14 protein-coding genes are annotated in these 16,549 nt (G+C 33.5%); 2 read left to right on the top strand and 12 right to left on the bottom strand.

Annotated features, from left to right (window positions below; all coding sequences use genetic code 11):
* Positions 1-72: 72 nt before the first annotated feature.
* The 9 genes from ACW5R3_RS05505 to bshC all read right to left on the bottom strand — a co-directional run bounded on the left by ACW5R3_RS05505 (position 73) and on the right by bshC (position 12,028).
* Positions 73-777 (bottom strand): toxin-antitoxin system YwqK family antitoxin, encoded by a 705-nt coding sequence (locus ACW5R3_RS05505; protein WP_456578610.1) that lies wholly within the window; start codon positions 775-777, stop codon positions 73-75.
* An 87-nt stretch (positions 778-864) separates the two neighbouring features.
* Entirely contained in the window at positions 865-2,769 is a 1,905-nt protein-coding gene (gene yidC, locus ACW5R3_RS05500; RefSeq protein WP_456578609.1) for a membrane protein insertase YidC, read from the bottom strand.
* 142 nt (positions 2,770-2,911) lie between these two features.
* Complete coding sequence (locus ACW5R3_RS05495; protein ID WP_456578608.1) at positions 2,912-4,528, bottom strand: CTP synthase; 1,617 nt, start codon at positions 4,526-4,528, stop codon at positions 2,912-2,914.
* A gap of 172 nt (positions 4,529-4,700) precedes the next feature.
* Positions 4,701-4,931 (bottom strand): DUF3820 family protein, encoded by a 231-nt coding sequence (locus ACW5R3_RS05490; RefSeq protein ID WP_456578607.1) that lies wholly within the window; start codon positions 4,929-4,931, stop codon positions 4,701-4,703.
* 33 nt (positions 4,932-4,964) lie between these two features.
* Entirely contained in the window at positions 4,965-5,366 is a 402-nt protein-coding gene (locus ACW5R3_RS05485; RefSeq protein ID WP_456578606.1) for an OsmC family protein, read from the bottom strand.
* Positions 5,367-5,372: 6 nt separating this feature from the next.
* A complete protein-coding gene (locus ACW5R3_RS05480; RefSeq protein ID WP_456578605.1) occupies positions 5,373-7,292 on the bottom strand; it encodes a LysM peptidoglycan-binding domain-containing protein in 1,920 nt (639 codons plus the stop codon).
* A gap of 162 nt (positions 7,293-7,454) precedes the next feature.
* Entirely contained in the window at positions 7,455-8,990 is a 1,536-nt protein-coding gene (gene guaA, locus ACW5R3_RS05475; protein ID WP_456578604.1) for a glutamine-hydrolyzing GMP synthase, read from the bottom strand.
* A gap of 59 nt (positions 8,991-9,049) precedes the next feature.
* On the bottom strand, positions 9,050-10,420 hold the full coding sequence (locus tag ACW5R3_RS05470) for a pyridoxal phosphate-dependent decarboxylase family protein (protein WP_456578603.1): 1,371 nt from the start codon (positions 10,418-10,420) through the stop codon (positions 9,050-9,052).
* Between the two features lie 3 nt (positions 10,421-10,423).
* Entirely contained in the window at positions 10,424-12,028 is a 1,605-nt protein-coding gene (gene bshC / locus ACW5R3_RS05465) for a bacillithiol biosynthesis cysteine-adding enzyme BshC (RefSeq protein WP_456578602.1), read from the bottom strand.
* A 119-nt stretch (positions 12,029-12,147) separates the two neighbouring features.
* Between bshC and miaE the strand changes: the two genes are divergently transcribed.
* Positions 12,148-12,729 (top strand): tRNA isopentenyl-2-thiomethyl-A-37 hydroxylase MiaE, encoded by a 582-nt coding sequence (gene miaE / locus ACW5R3_RS05460; protein ID WP_456578808.1) that lies wholly within the window; start codon positions 12,148-12,150, stop codon positions 12,727-12,729.
* A gap of 69 nt (positions 12,730-12,798) precedes the next feature.
* On the opposite strand, the gene rimO is transcribed toward miaE, so the two are convergent.
* Positions 12,799-14,106, bottom strand: a complete 1,308-nt coding sequence (gene rimO, locus ACW5R3_RS05455) for a 30S ribosomal protein S12 methylthiotransferase RimO (RefSeq protein WP_456578601.1) — start codon at positions 14,104-14,106, stop codon at positions 12,799-12,801.
* A 130-nt stretch (positions 14,107-14,236) separates the two neighbouring features.
* Between rimO and ACW5R3_RS05450 the strand changes: the two genes are divergently transcribed.
* Positions 14,237-15,208 carry a fibronectin type III domain-containing protein gene (locus ACW5R3_RS05450; RefSeq protein WP_456578600.1) on the top strand — a complete coding sequence of 324 codons (972 nt, stop codon included), beginning with the start codon at positions 14,237-14,239 and terminating at the stop codon, positions 15,206-15,208.
* A 75-nt stretch (positions 15,209-15,283) separates the two neighbouring features.
* On the opposite strand, the gene ftsY is transcribed toward ACW5R3_RS05450, so the two are convergent.
* Both ftsY and ACW5R3_RS05440 read right to left on the bottom strand, forming a co-directional pair.
* Positions 15,284-16,237, bottom strand: coding sequence for a signal recognition particle-docking protein FtsY (gene ftsY, locus ACW5R3_RS05445; protein WP_456578599.1), 954 nt, complete (start codon positions 16,235-16,237; stop codon positions 15,284-15,286).
* A 144-nt stretch (positions 16,238-16,381) separates the two neighbouring features.
* Positions 16,382-16,534 (bottom strand): DUF4295 domain-containing protein, encoded by a 153-nt coding sequence (locus ACW5R3_RS05440; RefSeq protein WP_456578598.1) that lies wholly within the window; start codon positions 16,532-16,534, stop codon positions 16,382-16,384.
* Positions 16,535-16,549: the final 15 nt, after the last annotated feature.

Below are 16,549 nucleotides of genomic sequence, written 5' to 3'. Positions count from 1 at the left end.
TGCATACCTAAAAAATAAAGCTCCTTAATGCATTTTAAGGAGCTTTCATATTTTTAAATAGTACGTATTTTATTAATTCCCTTTCTTATAAGGGTTTTTACTTTTAGGTGTAAAGTCTTTTTCAGATGAAACTTTTCCATCCTCATAGTATTTCCAAATACCATGTTTTTGATCATTTTTATAATTCCCTTCTACCAAAATAACACCAGATTTATCAAAAAACTGAAATAAACCGTTTAAATTACCTTGTTTGTAGTTTTGGATTTTGATAACTGTACCATCTTCATCATAGTTAGTCGTTACCCCTTCTAATAAACCATTTATATAATTAGCTTTTTCTGCTACTTGCCCATTTGGGTAATAAATAAAACGCTCTCCTTCTAACAAACCTTTTATGTTATAATTTTCAAGGGTCATGACTGTTTTACCATCACTGTGATAATACTTCCAAGTACCTATATAGGTTTTATTACGCATGTTACCTTTGCTTATAACATTTCCGTTACTAGCATAAAATGTAACTTCAGCATCGTTATTATCAGCATTAAACTCGCGAGTTGCTGTTAATACAGCTTTCCCTTTAATGTTTTTATAAAATTTGAAAATACCAACTTCTTTACCGTGAGAAAAGGTGCCTTCATAGCGTAAAACAGGCGTGTTCTCAAAATTCTTTTTCCATAAACCGTCACGTTTACCGTTACTATCAAACTTATTAAAGGTTTGAGCGAAAAGAGAAATACTACTAAGTAGTGTTAAAACAAAAAATATCTGCTTCATAATTAAGACTTAAAATTAAATATCAAACGTAAAAATTTGAATTTTCTTATATCAAAAAAAGCTGCCCTTTAAGGCAGCTTTCTAAATTTATTTCTTACGCTTTTCTTGCGCTTGTTTTTGTTGTTCAGCTTGCTCCATTAAATCAGCCATTTTTTTCTGAAACTTACTTTGTTTTTTGGGTTTCTTCTTATTGATCTGAATTTTGGCATGAATTTTATCTTCATCTAAAATATAGTTCTTAATGACCAACATAATTCCAATACTAATAAGGTTGGAAATAAAGTAATACAAACTTAAACCAGATGCGTAGTTATTAAAGAAGAACAACATCATTAATGGTGAGAAGTAAATCATGTACTTCATAAGTTTGGCCATATCAGGCATACCTTCTTGCGTTGGCTGTGTAGCCATTTGCTGCCCTGTTGTCATTTTCATATAGAAAAAGATAGCTATCGAAGCTAATATTGGAAATAAACTCACGTGATCTCCATAGAAAGGTATCGTAAATGGTAAATCAGCTACAATATCATATGATGATAAATCATCTGCCCAAAGGAAACTTTTTTGTCTTAAATCGAATGCCGATGGAAAGAATTGAAATAAAGCATAAAAAACAGGCAGCTGAATTAAGGCAGGAAGACAACCACTAAGTGGACTAGCTCCGGCTTTAGATTGCAAGGCCATTGTTTCTTGCTGTGCCTTCATTTTATTATCCTTATACTTCTCACGAATCGCATCAAGCTCTGGCTTAAGTACTTTTAATTTTGCTTGCGATAAAAACTGTTTGTATTGTACAAAAGACAATAGCATTTTAATTAAAACAGTCATAACAATAATTGCAATACCGTAAGGGAAAAAGCCAACTAAAACTGCAAATAATGGAACAAATACATATCTATTAATCCAACCAAAAATACCCCATCCAAAAGGAATACTATCTTCCAAACCAATATCATAGTTTTGTAAAACCTTGTTATCAGTAGGTCCAAAATAAAACCCTAAATTCTCGTTCAATTCGCCTGCTTGTACTTCTAAAGCAAATTTAGTTTGATAAGCTTTAGTAAAAACAGTATCTACCTCTTCATTTTCTACTAAATCTTGAGAATGGAATTCAACAGATTTTATAGGCTTTTTAGACGTTAAAATACTACTAAAAAAGTGTTGTCTGTATGATAACCATGTAACATCTTCTTCTATTTCATCATCTTCACCAGTTGGGCTTAATTTATCAATTTTACCGCCATCATACTGATACGTTAAACGTGTGTAACGGTTTTCGTAACTAATACTTTTGTCATGACGAAATGTTTTTAACTGCCAATCTAAATTTAGCGGTTGACTACTATTAATTACATTACTTAAACCTTGCGAACGGATTGTGAAATCAACCATATAGTCATTAGGTTTAATTTCATAACGATATTCTAAAAACTGCTGAGCAGATACTTTAAGTTTCATAGAAACTATAGTATTCTCTCCATTTTTAGTTACCGTAGGTTGAAAATATAAATCCTTAGTATTTAAAATGTGATTATCTGTAGTACCAAAGTTGATATTGAAATTAGTATTAGCATCCTTTATAAGATAAATCGGAACTGAATCGAAATTTACATATTGCTTCAGTTTAACTTCTGATAAATACCCACCTTTATTGCTAAATTTCAAATCTAAAACGTCGGTATTTACTTCTGTTTCTTGAGATGTAGCCGAAGGTAATGTTGCTGAATAAGCAAATGCTCCTAATTTACTTTTAAGAGCTAATAACTGTGTAGAATCCTGACTGTTAACAGCCGAATAATCTTCTGCAGTAGAAACAAAACTAGTTTCATCTTGCTGTGCACTTTGCTCGGCTTGAATTTGTTCTTGTTTTGCTTGTTCTTGTTCAGCTAATTCCTCAGGAGTTGGCTGGTTAGAGTACATCATGTACACTAAAATTCCGAAAATTAGGACAAAACCTATTATCGAATTAAGATCTAATTTTTTTTGTTCCATACTTAAAATTGTGGCCTAAAACCCTTTTAAACTATTAATAATGTAACAGTTAATTGATTAAGGCTAATAAAATTATCAAATAAATAGTTTAATACTCATTACAAAAAACTATCCAAATTTATTACTATGCCATAGTGGCACGTTAGTTTTGAGTTTTATGTTTTAAAGCAGCTTTTACAAAAGCAACAAAAAGTGGATGTGGATTTGCTACTGTACTCTTATATTCTGGATGGTATTGTACACCAACAAACCATGGATGTTCCGGGATTTCTACAACCTCAACAAGTTTGGTTTCAGGGTTAGTACCTGTAGCAATCATTCCAGCTTCCTCTATTTGAGTTTTAAAATTATTATTAAACTCATAACGATGTCTATGACGCTCATCTATACGAGATGACTTATATATTTCATGTACAAGGCTATCGGCTTTTAAATCACACGCCCATGCACCTAAACGCATAGTACCTCCTTTTTCAGTAACATCCTTCTGAGATTCCATTAAACCAATTACTGGATTTGAAGTTTCAGCGTCCATTTCTGTAGAATTAGCATCTGATAATCCAAGTACATTTCTAGAAAACTCAATTACGGCCATTTGCATACCTAAACATATACCAAAGAACGGAATATTGTTTTCACGTACATAACGTACAGCTGCAATTTTACCTTCAATACCACGTTCTCCAAAACCTGGAGCTACAAGAACACCATCTAAATGCGATAATTTAACTTTAATATTACTTGCATCTAAGTATTCTGAATGTATGGGCTCTACTTTTACTTTCACTTCATTTTCAGCTCCAGCATGTATAAAAGCTTCTAAAATGGACTTATACGAATCTTGTAATTCTACATACTTACCAATTAAACCAATGGTTACCTCAGTTTTTGGATTTTTATGGCGTTTAACAAATTCATTCCAACTCGTTAAATCAGGCGTATTACTTTCTAGAGCTAATTTTTTAAGAACAACTTTATCTAGACCTTGATCTAACATTAAATTAGGTACGTCGTAAATAGTAGACGCATCGATAGATTGAATTACAGCTTCTTCTCTAACATTACAAAACAATGCTAACTTACGGCGTAAATCTTTTGGTAATTCATGCTCTGTACGACACACAAGAATATCGGCCATAACCCCACTTTCCATAAGTGTTTTTACACTATGTTGTGTTGGTTTTGTTTTTAATTCACCTGCAGCTGATAAATAAGGAACTAGTGTTAAATGGATAACTAAAGCGTTATCTTCACCTAGATCCCAACGTAATTGACGAACAGCTTCAATATAAGGTAAGGATTCAATATCACCTACCGTACCACCTATTTCAGTAATAACAATATCAAAATCACCAGAGTTACCTAGTTTTTGTACGCGCTCTTTAATTTCATCTGTAATGTGAGGAATAACCTGAACAGTTTTTCCTAAAAACTCACCACGACGTTCTTTATCTATTACACTCTGGTAAATACGTCCTGTAGTTACATTGTTTGCTTGACTAGTAGGCACATTTAAAAAACGTTCATAATGTCCTAAGTCTAGATCGGTTTCAGCTCCATCATCCGTAACATAGCATTCACCATGTTCATAAGGATTTAAAGTTCCTGGATCTACATTAATGTAGGGATCTAATTTTTGAATTGTTGTTCGGTACCCTTGAGCTTGTAAGAGTTTTGCTAATGAGGCAGCTATAATGCCTTTTCCTAAAGAAGACGATACGCCTCCTGTTACAAATATGTATTTTGTTGTAGTTGTCATGTTGCGTTGTTAAACGCCTGCAAATTTACAAAATTAAATTAGGTATTAAGCCATTGTTAAGAAGTTTAAATAAGCTTTTTTGCTGGTTGCTGCTTTGAAAGAAAAAATCAAGCTTAATATACATTAAAAAATAGCTTCTACTAAAGCAAAAACTCTGCTTAATTTTAGAAAGTTACACTTTTGGAAAGTTCCGTTTTATATTGTGAATAAGCTCTTCAAGACCATTTAATTTTAGTTCATAAACAGACTGCAACATATCGCCAAGTTTACCTTTTGGAAACCCTTTATTGTGATACCAAACTACATAGTGTTCAGGTAAATCTATTAGATAGCGATCCTTATACTTTCCATAAGGCATTTTAGTATGAGCTAGCTTTATAAGAAACTCTTTATCTGGTAGCATGAAGTGACTAATTGAGGTTTTAAAGAAGTATTTTTATTTCCAATTGAAAACAATATTTTTTTCAATATCCGGATGTAAACTATAATAAACAGGACAGGTTGTTCCTGTATTTTCTAAAATTTTACGTGTTTTATCATCTGCAGGAACGGGAAAATTTAAAATTATTTCAATCTTAGAAATACGTCGCGGATTAGAAGCCATTGTTTTAGTTACTTCCGCTTTTGTTCCCGTCATATCATACCCTAAATCCCGAGCTTTAATTCCCATAACGGTCATCATACAATTTGCTAAACCTGTTGCTACAGTATCGGTTGGCGAAAATGCATCACCTTTACCATTATTATCAGTTGGTGCATCTGTTACATAAACATTGCCTGATTTTAAATGGGTATTCTCAGTTCTTAAATCGCCTAAATAAGTTACTGTTGCTGTCATAATTGCTTAGTTTACTTCTACAATTTTTAAATCTTCATATTTAACTAAATACACCGTATCATTATAGAAACCTCCCATAAACTTCTTTTTATAAGCAAATTTATTTTCAACATATTCAGTTAGAGGTGCCTGAATTACAGATTCATATAAATCTGAATAATTAACCAAGCGTAGAACAACATCCATAGTAATATCAAACCCACGAACAGCAACTTTATTAGGTGTTACGCCGTAACGTTCTTCATAAGCTGAAGCAAAACTATTTTCGTCATCTATATTATAGGTTTTAGCAATGGCTGCAAAGGTAAATTGCAGGTTAGATAGGTGGTAATTTGAAACCTCATCATCTTCAAAAGCACTTCCCATATCTGTTGAAACTAATATAATTTGGCGATCTTTTGAAATTAAAGAATTTAACTTACTCGTTACATTAGATACAAAACCTGGACTTGACGTTTCTAAAAACACAATATTTCTACCGGGTTTTAATTTTGAAATGATATCTGTATCATAAATATAGAAAGCATCCTTTTCTTTATCTTTTTTATCTTTTCTTGAGAATACCTGAGAGGCATTTGGAAAATGACCTTTTAATTCATTTGAAATTGCAGTATGACTATGATCGGCAATAATAAGAACCTGACTTGCAAGAGTATCAGTTTTAAGGTAATTAACTATTTTATCTTTTAATAAAGCGCCTGAAGGTCTAGATTGAAAAACATTATCTGAAACTTCAATTTTCTTCGCTAAGGGTGAAATAATTGGGGTATTATTAATTTTCAAAGCTTGAGAAACCTGCTTAATATTATTTGGCATAAACGGACCTACAACCGCATTTACATCATTAAAGTCATTGTTCTTTAAAATATCGTTAATATCACTCGTTCTATTTTTAGTATCGTAAACATCTACTTTTAAATTAACACCTAAATTTTTAAGCGAATCTAAAGCTACAGTTACACCAGAGTAAAAATCTAAAGACATTGACAAAAAAGGATCTTTCAACATTTGATCTTTTGTATCAGCAACAGAATCAATGTTTATTTTATGTGTTTTAAAAGGCAACATAAAAACAACATGTTTCTCCTCTTTATTAATTCTTGTTGTTAGATTAGTGGATTCTAATGTCGTATTTTCTTGCTCAACAGCATCATTATGAGGCACTTTTAAAATCATACCTTCTTTTAGACCATCAACTTTCAATTCCGGATTTAAAGCTTCTAACTGACTTTGCTCAAGCCCTAATTTAATTTTAAGTCGGTAATAGCCTTCCTTTGGTAATACTTCGTAGTAAGAGTATTCGTTGTCAACTGGTTTTTCTTCAGTATTATCAATATTAGGAACCTGTATCACTTCACCTGCTTGTAAAACAGCATTCATATCCGGATTTAAAGCCTCTAATTCCGCAACAGTAATTCCAAATTTATAAGCCACACGCCATTTACCTTCCTTTGGTAATACGGTATATGATTTAGAATCAGCTTTTGGTTCTGAAATACTCAACACTCGTTTATATTCAGGAATTTTTACAACATCACCTTTACGCAAGTTATTAGCATACAAAAATGTGTTATGCTTTTTGATTTCATCCTGCGAGACATTATATGTTTTTGATAAGCTGTATAGAGTTTCTTTACGTTTAACACGGTGATTTTTAAAACCAGTAATTTCTTTTTCAATAGTAGCCTGAGGTGCTGAAGGATTACTTGCTTTGTTAGGTATTATTAAAACCGTGTTTCGCTTTATACCTTTTTGGGCGTCGGGATTTAAAGCATAGATATCATCTGAAGTAACTTGATAATTTTGAGCTATTGTTTCAATAGTTTCACCTGCTTGGACTTTATGCGTTTTGTAGTTCTGTGCATAAATTGTAGCGTTGAAACCTAACAATAGTAACAAGCTAAAAATGTAAAATATTTTTTTCATAATTTATATACGTTCAGATTATTAAAAGCGGTTGCTAATAAATCTGTTTTTTTCTTTTTAAATATAAATAAAGTAAAAAGAATATAGTGAGTTTACCCGAACGCTAGGTAAACTCACAATACCTAACCTGATAATTTTTAAAAAAGCATCAGGTGTATAACTCTATTCCCACTCAATAGTTGCGGGTGGTTTAGAACTTATATCGTAAACGACTCTATTAACGCCTTTCACTTTATTAATAATTTCATTAGACGTTTTTTGTAAAAACTCATAAGGTAAATTCACCCAATCGGCAGTCATACCATCTGTACTTTCTACAGCTCTAAGTGCCACACATTTTTCATATGTACGCTCATCTCCCATAACACCAACACTATTTACAGGTAGTAAGATAGCACCGGCTTGCCATACGCTATCATACAAATTGTATTTCTTTAAATTACCTATAAAAACAGCATCTACTTCTTGTAAGATGCGTACTTTCTCGGCAGTTATATCGCCAAGAATTCGAATAGCTAATCCTGGTCCTGGAAAAGGATGACGTCCTAATAAATCGGCAGCCATATCCATAGAGGCACCAACACGACGAACTTCATCTTTAAATAAGGCTTTTAAAGGTTCCACTATTTTAAGTTTCATAAAATCTGGTAAACCTCCAACATTGTGATGACTTTTTATTGTAGCACTAGGTCCTCCTGTAGCTGAAACACTTTCAATTACATCTGGATAAATAGTACCTTGTGCTAACCATTTCACATCTGTTATTTCATGAGCTTCATCATCAAAAACTTCTATAAAAACACGTCCAATAGCTTTTCTTTTTTCTTCAGGATCACTCAACCCTGCTAAGGCATCCAAAAAGCGTGCCGAAGCATCAACACCTTTAACGTTAAGCCCCATATCTTTGTATTGGTCTAACACATCATGGAATTCATTTTTCCTTAACAAGCCGTTATTTACAAATATACAGTATAGGTTTTTCCCTATAGCTTTATGTAAAAGCATAGCCGCTACCGAAGAATCTACTCCTCCAGAAAGACCTAAAACTACGCGATCATCGCCAAGTTTTGCTTGTAAATCGGCTACTGTTTCTTCTACAAAGGATTGTGGTGTCCAATCTTGTTCAACTTGTGCTATATGCACTAAAAAGTTTTCTAATAATTGTTTTCCATCGGTAGAGTGATAAACTTCTGGATGAAACTGAATGGCGTAAGTTTGTTCGCCTTCAATTTTGTAAGCTGCATTCTGAACATCTTCAGTGCTTGCTAATAACACGCCGTTTTCTGGTAAAGTTTTAATTGTGTCACTATGACTCATCCATACCTGACTCCCTTTGTATATGTTATGGAAGAAATCTTCCTTTTCTTTAACATACGATAAATTGGCACGGCCGTATTCACGTGTATTTGAAGGTGCTACTTCACCTCCCGAAAAATGTGCTAAATACTGCGCACCGTAACAAACGGCTAATAGTGGCTTTTCTCCTCGAATATGTTTTAAATCAGGGTGTAAAACAGCTTCTCCTCTTACAGAATTTGGGCTTCCAGAAAGGATTACAGCTTTATAAGTTTCTAAATTGTTTGGAATTTTGTTATACGGATGTATCTCACAGTAAATGTTGAGTTCCCTAACGCGACGCGCAATAAGTTGTGTGTATTGCGAACCGAAGTCTAAAATTAGTACGTTGTTGTGTTGCATGTGCAAAAATAACAATTGATTTGTGATTAGCTATTTCTGAGTTGGACTTTTTTGAATTTTTAATTCATGGACTCCAAAATCATTTCAATATCTCTTTCTGTTGTATCTGGATTTATAAAGCAAAAACGGGAAACTGTTTCAAAATTATCTCCATTTTTCCATTTTGTTGGTGTTACTAAAGCAAACCCTTTTTTATGATTCTCATAGGTCCAATTGGTATATTCCTCAGGTTCCCATCCAATTCTTCTGAATAATACACAAGACAGACTAGGTTCCCGTACGAGTTCTACATTTGGACTTTTAGTTATCATTTTTCCTGCTAACTGTGCTAGTTCAAGTCCGCGTTCTACAGCTTCCTTATATTTATCAGTTCCGTGTGTTGCCAATGAGAACCATAGCGGCAACCCTCTTACACGACGAGTTAACTGTATTTGATAATCTGTTGGATTAAAGCCATGGGCTCCTTCATCTTTAAAAATATCTAAATAAGAACCTTGTTGTGAGTGTGCTGCTTTTGCTAATTCTGGATTTTTATAAATTACAGCTCCACAATCGTATGGTGAAAACATCCATTTATGTGGATCGATTGTAATACTATCGGCACGTTCTATTCCATTAAATAAGTGCCTAACTGAATCGGCAGCTAAAGCGCCTCCGCCATAAGCGGCATCAACATGAAACCACAAACCTTCATCCTCGCAAATATCTGCAACGCCTTCTAGGTCGTCAATAATACCCGCATTAGTAGTTCCGCCTGTTGCTACAACTGCAAACAAACGTTTACGTTGGTGAAAGTTTAAACCATCTATAGTTTTGCGTAAATCAGCTGCTGTTAAACGCTCTTCAGTATCTACCAAAAGAATATCAACATCGGCAACTTTAGCCATTGCTTTTATAGATGAATGCGCACCAATTGATGTTATAATTAAACCTTTTTCACGTAAATAAGTTGTGTCTCTTCGCCAATATTCACGGGCTGTAACAATTGCTGATAAATTTGCCGCCGTACCACCACTGGTAAAAACACCAAAAGCACCTTCTGGCAAGCCTGTTAAAGAAACAATCCAAGCCATAGCTTCATTTTCACAGAAAATACCACCAGCACCTTCCATCCAATAAGCACCATGAATACTTGAAGCCGATGTTACTAAATCAAACATAATAGCTGCACGTGTAGGTGATGCAGGGACAAAAGCTAAATTTCGAGGATGATCAACCGGTACATTAGCTGTAGACAAATGTTCTTTCCATAGATTAAAAGCATATTCGCCACCAACACCCTTTTCCGTAACAGTATCACCTACTAAGTTCCGCAGTTCCTCTGCTTTTTTAGGTTTACCTATTTGGTGTTCGGTAGCTGAAATTCTACCAATAGCATATTTCATAACATCAAGTGTCATTTCAATAAGCTCTATATCAATTTTATGCATGGACTACTCTAAATTTAGTATTAAAAACTCTTTTTTTAAAGGGTGCAAATTTAACACTAACTGCTCAATTAATTGCTCACCAAACTCTAAATAATATGTAGAAAAATTGATTTGTCGCTCTTGCAAACTTTGATTAGGAAATAAATCGTCCTGAAGCAATCGTACACGCTCTAAAATATCTGAAAGTTTTCGCTTTTGAGCTTTTAACAAACGCTTTTCAAGATTATCTAATCCGTGTATTTGCTTTTTTTCTTGAGCCGCTACTGCTCCTAAAAAAGAAGCATCTGTTTGTTCTGCTATTTTATATAAATCTTTAAACTGTGCTTTTAAAAACTTTTTCTGATCGGAAAAATCAATATTAACATCAGAAATCTCTTTAGTTATCTTGGTAAACAAATCAGACTGTTTTAAAAACAAATCTTTATTTTCTAATCCTAAATTAGTTAATTTTTCTTGTTGCTTTGTGGTTGTTATTAAAACGGAGTTTCTTAATAACAACATTGGAAAAGGCACACTTTGAGCTATAAAGTTAGATTTTAATTGAAACCAATAAGCCAATTCACCACCACCTCCAATGTAACATAAATTAGGTAATACAACCTCCTGAAATAACGGACGCATAATTACATTAGGACTAAAGCATTCTGGTTGCGAATCTACAGCCTCTAAAATTTCTGACTCACTCCAAGAAATATCTGTATTCAATACATGATAAACACCTTCGGATTCAACTATACGCTCTCGCAAACCATTTTTGATGTAAAATAAATTTATTTCTCTTGGGTTTACTTGAATTTTATAATTGTCTGAGACCTTATTAAGTTTATTATTGGTTTCAGAAACCTTTTCAAAAGAAGACTGTTTTGAGAGTTCGTCTTTTACAAAAGGGATAAATTCTCTTTTCAAGGCTTTATCGTTTCCATCTAAAATAACTAAACCATATTCTGTAAATAAAGCATTAACTAAGAAACGCATAGCTTCAGTTAAGGTTGTATGCGAAACATAAGCTTGCTCAAAGAGTATTGCTAATTTCTTAGCATTAATACTTTTTGGAAGTTGGCCTGCGAATACTTCAAAAACTTTATCAAAACCTTCAAGGTCCAACGGACCAACTGGTCCTGACGTATCTCGACTCCATTGTACTTTTTTCCCTTTAAAATTGAAATAATTTATTTCTTCAAAATCATGATCTTCTGTAGCCATCCAATAAACCGGCACAAAATTATAAGTTGGGTATTTTTCGCTTAACTCCCTACACAAGTTTATGGTTGAAATAATTTTATAGAAAAAGTAAAGTGGACCTGTAAATATATTTAACTGGTGACCTGTTGTAACTGTAAAAGTAGTAGCCTCTTCTAATGCCTGAATATTAGCAAGTGTTAATTTGGAAGCCTCGGTATTTTGATATTGGTCTTTTAAACTAGAAACCAGAACCGAACGGGTATTTTTTTTATATGCTAACTGTTTTTCCACTATTTGAGCTTTAAAATTTTCTAATGTTGGGAAGCGATTATAAAAAGGTCTTAAACTTTCTTTTTCATCTAAATAATCGCAAATAAGTTCTGAAAAATAATTGGTTTCTCTAAACGGTATACAATCTGTTGGCATAGTGAGGTGTTGCTATTTTATAAAAAAGTAAAGATAGTATTTCTAGTCTTAAAAATAACTTAAAATATATGAATACAAGCGCTAGAAAGATTACTTATATTTACAAAAAAAGTAATTTTATGTTAGGTTTAAAATTAGCCACAGATCCTCGATGGGCAAATATCGCGGAATCCAATTTAGAAGAAATATTAACTGATCATGCTTGGTGTGAACAAAAAGCAGCCACTAACGCGATTACCATAATAACTTTGAACTCTGAATACACCGACTTAGTAACAGACTTGTTAGCTTTAGCTAAAGAAGAGTTAGAGCATTTTGAAATGGTACACAATATTATTAAAGAACGTGGATATAAACTAGGCAGGGAACGCAAAGACAGTTATGTAAATGAACTTTACAAGTTTATGAATAAAGGTGGTAGTCGCCTACAAGCTATGGTAGACAGACTTCTGTTTTCCGCTATGATTGAAGCAAGAAGTTGTGAGCGGTTTAAAGTTTTATCCCAAAATATTAAAGATAAAGAACTTGCTAAATTTTATCATGAATTAATGATAAGCGAAGCTGGGCATTATACCTTATTTATAAGTTTTGCTAGAAAATACGGACAAGATATTGATGTAGACAAACGCTGGAAAGAACTTATTGATTTTGAAGCTGAAGTTATTCAGAACTACGGCAAATCAGAAACCATACATGGCTAAAGTCCAAAAAAACAGCGTCTGCTTAAATAAGCAGACGCTGTGTATATATTACCGTTTGAATTGTTTTATTTAAGCAACAACAACTTCAGCATATAAATCGAAATCTGCTGCTTCTGTTATAACAACTTGCGCATATTCTCCTGTTTTTAAATACGTTTTAGTTGCATCAATAAGTACTTCATTATCTACGTCTGGCGAATCAAACTCCGTACGTCCCACAAAATACTCACCTTCTTTTCTATCTATTATAACTTTAAACTCCTGACCTATTTTAGCTTGATTTAGTTCCCATGAAATTTGCGATTGAATTTCCATAATTTCATTTGCTCGAGCTAATTTTGTTTCTTCAGGAACATCATCAACTAAATTAAAAGCATGTGTATTTTCCTCATGACTATAGGTAAAACACCCTAAGCGTTCAAAACGCATAGCTTTCACCCATTCCTTTAACTCTTGAAAATGTGCTTCTGTTTCTCCTGGGTACCCAACAATTAAAGTTGTACGAATTGTCATTTCAGGCACAGCCTTTCTAAACTCCTTTAATAACTTTGTCGTTTTTTCGTGAGTTGTTCCACGGCGCATACTTTTAAGAATATCATCTGAAATATGCTGAAGCGGAATATCTAAGTAATTACAAACCTTAGGCTCTCTATTCATGACATCTAACACATCCATAGGAAAACCAGTTGGAAAAGCATAATGTAAACGAATCCACTCGATGCCTTCAATCTTAACTAAAGCTTCTAACAACTCCGCAAGGTTACGCTTTTTATATAAATCTAAACCGTAGTAAGTTAAATCTTGAGCTATTAAAATAAGTTCTTTAACACCGTTTGCTGCTAATTTTTCGGCTTCAATAACTAAATCTTCAATAGGTGTACTCTTATGCTTACCACGCATTAACGGTATAGCACAAAAACTACAAGGACGATCACAACCTTCAGCAATTTTTAAGTATGCATAATTTTTTGGTGTAGTTGTTAAACGCTCCCCTATTAATTCGTGTTTATAATCGGCACCTAAAGCTTTTAAAAGCCCAGGTAATTCCGTAGTTCCAAAATATTGATCCACATTGGGGATTTCAGCTTGTAAGTCTGGCTTATAGCGTTCACTTAAACAGCCTGTAACAAAAACCTTATCAACTTCACCTGCTTCTTTTTTCTGCATGAATTCTAAAATAGTATTCACACTCTCTTCTTTGGCATTATTAATAAAACCGCAGGTATTAATTACCACAACATTTCCTTCCTCTTCATGTGCAACATCCTTACCACTAGCCTTTAGTTGCCCCATTAAAACCTCACTGTCGTAAACATTTTTACTACAACCAAGTGTTACTACATTGATCTTATTCTTTTTAAGCGTTTTTGTTCTCATAACTAAATTTCAGGGTGCAAAGATACTACCTTTAAAAAGATTATAGCAAAAATTTAAACGAATTGCAATAGTAATATTTAAGAAAGCTATTTATATATTCGCCACCTATTAATTTTTTATCCCCCTAATAATGAGAAAAATCATTTTATTATTTGCTATTTGTATAGCAATTTTTAGCTGTTCAGGTAGTGATGATTCAGATTCATCATCTAGCAATGGTTGTGCTAAGCCAATTGAATTAGGTGTTACCAATTTAAGTAACACAAATGTTACATTGCAATGGGCTTCTAGAGCAAATTCGTCACTTTACCAAGTGCAATACAGTACCCAAGGATTTACTTTAGGTTCTGGAACTGTATTAACTGTTCCGAATACATATGCAGAAGTCACAGACTTACAACCCCAGACTCAATATGCATTTTATACAAGAGTATTTTGCAATAGCACAAATAGGTATAGCGATTGGGCTGGACCTTATTCATTTGTTACACTTGAAGAAAACCCACATTGTAATGTACCTTCAGCTTTATATTCTGATTTAGCAACACATAACTACATTGATATAAATTGGAGTAATGGTGCCTTTGATGGTTCACAAGTTGCTTACGGTATAGAAGGCATTACAGTAGATAATGCGAATGTAATAACTGTAAATGACGAAATTTACCCAAGTTATAAACGAGTTGAAAATTTAAATGCTGGTACAGCATACGATTTTTATGTACGTAACATTTGTGAAAACTCGGGTTATAGTGCATGGACGGGACCAATTACATTAAACACATTAGAAACGCCTTTTAATGAAAACTGTATTGACCCAACAGATTTTTACTCATCAGGGAATGGCCGTTTATCTGGAGACCACTATTTTGATTTCACATGGAGTTATGCAGACTTTCAAAACAGTTGGGAAATAACAGTGGTTCCTGCTGGAACAGCATTTTCTGCGAACAATACTATTGCTACATCTTATGAACCTGTAAGGTTATCGTATTTTGATATGGTATCAGGTCAAGCTTATGATTTTTACATCCGCGCTAATTGTGGTGGTAGTAATGGATTTAGTGACTGGGTAGGTCCCGTAACTGTTACTGCTGAATAAAAAACAGCATATCTATAAAAACAGAAAAAGCCTTAAAACAGATGTTTTAAGGCTTTTTTTATGCGTTAAGTACTCTTATTTAAAGAAACTATCAACAAATTCATATTTATTGAAAACTTGTAAATCCTCAATACCTTCACCAACTCCTATATATTTAACAGGAATTTGAAACTGATCAGAAATACCAATTACAACACCACCTTTTGCAGTACCGTCTAATTTAGTTACAGCTAAAGAAGTTACTTCGGTAGCAGCTGTAAATTGTTTTGCTTGCTCGAAAGCATTTTGACCGGTTGAACCATCTAAAACAAGTAATACATCGTGAGGCGCATCGCCTACTACTTTTTGCATAACACGTTTTACCTTGGTTAACTCGTTCATTAAATTAACTTTATTATGCAAACGTCCAGCTGTATCAATAATAATAACATCGGCATCTTGATTAACGCCTGACTGTAAAGCGTCGAATGCTACAGAAGCCGGATCAGACCCCATTTCTTGGCGTATCATCGGCACATCTACGCGATCGGCCCAAACCTGAAGCTGATCTATTGCAGCGGCTCTAAACGTATCGGCTGCACCTAAGACAACTTTCAAACCTTGCTTTTTAAACTGATAAGCAAGTTTTCCAATAGTTGTTGTTTTACCAACCCCATTAACTCCAACAACCATCAAAACATATGGTTTTTTGTTTGCTGGAATGATATATTCTGTTTCTTCACCAGAATTAGTTTCACTTAAAAGTCCCGCTATTTCCTCTCTTAGAATTCTATTAAGCTCATCGGTACCTAAGTACTTATCTTTAGCTACACGAGCCTCAATACGATCGATAACTTTTAAAGTGGTATTAACCCCTACATCACTACTTACAAGGATTTCTTCTAGATTATCAAGGACTTCATCATCCACTTTAGACTTTCCAGCTACAGCCTTACTTAGTTTACCTAAAAATGAAGTTTTAGATTTTTCTAATCCTTTATCTAGGGTTTCTTTTTTTTCTGAAGAAAATATTTTTTTAAAAAAACTCATTGTCTTTAATTTCTATACAAATTGATTACCAAAAGTCTTGCCTAAATTAACAAACTGCACTTTTGTCATTCGTCTATAAAGATAAAACAAAAAGCTGCTTCCTTGTACAGAAAGCAGCTTGAATATTTTAAAGTGTTAGAAAACTTATTGTTTAGCTAACCAATCTTTTACAAATTCTGGAGCCATAACAGATTCTACAAACATGTAAGATCCCGTTTTAGGAGACTTTACCATTTTGATAGCTTTTGTTAATCTTTTAGATCCTGTTTGTAACGATGCTACTGATTTCTTTGCCATGTCTAAATGCTTTTT

This window comes from Algorimicrobium bowmanii (assembly GCF_054031195.1).
The sequence above is the reverse complement of the archived record's forward strand: the minus strand, read 5'-3'. Positions and strand labels throughout refer to the sequence as shown.